The following is a 1,395-nucleotide window of genomic DNA, read 5'->3' as shown; positions in this document are numbered from 1 at the left end:
GCCCCGGTCCCACCGTCGATCATGTCGCCGCCCTGGCCGCCCTCGATGGAATCGTTGCCCGCTCCGCCCATGAGGCTGTCGAACCCGGCACCGCCCAGAATCGTATCATTGCCCGCCCCGCCGTCAATCGTGTCATCGCCTGACCCGGTGAGGAACAGATTGTTCTCGCTGTCGCCAAAGGCCCGGACGTCGACAAGGAGCTGCACGTCGAAGGCTTCGATGTTGCGTATCGTGTCAGAGAGAAAGCCATTGTCCGGCCCGATATAGCCGGTATTTAGGTTTATCTCGAGAATGAATGCGCCGGGCGCAAAGCGCGTGGGATCGATGAATAGCGTGTCAAAACCGTCACCGCCATCATAGGTGTCATTACCGGTAGTGTTGTAGATCAAATCATTGCCCGATCCGCCGAAAATCGAGTCATCTCCCGGACCGTCGATCAAGGTGTCATCACCATCACCCCCTATCAGCGTATCGTTCCCTGCTCCGCCATCGAGGAAGTCATTTCCCGCTCCGCCGTCGAAGGCCTCGTCGTCGTCGAAACCCGTCCAAGTGTCGTCATCGCTCGTCGAGGCGAGTGTTGGTGCCACGACGAGGTCGAAATCGATATTCATCCCCGGTGCGAAGGGACCAGTCGTCACGAGACCCACACCGGTAATTTGCGAGAGGAAACCATTGAACTGCGTCTGGTTTTGCGGAAGCGAGAAGGGTCCCGTGCTGTCGAGCACGAACACGTGGTCGCGGTCCGTTATTGAATCGTAGATCAGCAGGAGGGTCAGCACTGTCCCGTTCGAAAGCGACATGCTGAATATATAGCCTTCGTCTTCGTCTCTATTGCCATATGGCGACAGGCTGGCGGGGCTGTTGGTATCATCAAAATACAGCTCAGGAATGATGATGCCAGTGTTGGCGACGTCGATGGATGCAAAGCCTGGATTATTGACGTTGTTGGAATAGGCATACTGAAAAACATAGTTTTCAGGTAGCGTCAGAGTCACATTCGTCGGCCCGAAAAAAGCCAGAGTGTCACCATTGATGGTAAAGCCGTTGAACACAAATGTCGGCATGAAAGTTTCCTCGTATTATGGTCGGCTGAGCGCCGTCTGGCTGAAATACAGGTGAACCATAGCAACGAAGTTCACGATCCCAAAGTGGAAAGACAGAGTGATTCACATTTAACTTTGCGCACCGGCTCTCATTGCCCGATGGCCGCTACATGCTCGTCCAGCGGCGCCCGTCCGGTGAGGCGCCCGAGATCTTCACCCGGCAAGACCTGCTCGACCGTTTCGGCTTCGCCAGATAGGCCCGCGCGCCGCGTCAAGACGCCGCCGCGCGGTGGCTTGGTCAGGTGAAGATGAAATCATCCGCCGAGAGCTGACTCTCCAACAGGCCCTGCAG

Annotated in this window: 1 protein-coding gene; it reads right to left on the bottom strand. The window is 56.4% G+C overall.

All coding sequences use genetic code 11. The features are described from left to right. The coding region (locus tag C7455_RS19765; protein WP_146200066.1) for a calcium-binding protein at positions 1-1,064 on the bottom strand (1,064 nt) is incomplete at its 3' end. Between the last annotated feature and the right edge of the window lie 331 nt (positions 1,065-1,395).

The sequence above is a fragment of the Roseicyclus mahoneyensis genome (genome assembly GCF_003148775.1).
Classification (GTDB): domain Bacteria; phylum Pseudomonadota; class Alphaproteobacteria; order Rhodobacterales; family Rhodobacteraceae; genus Roseicyclus; species Roseicyclus mahoneyensis.
Note: the sequence above shows the minus strand (reverse complement) of the source record. Positions and strands in the feature narration are given on the sequence as shown.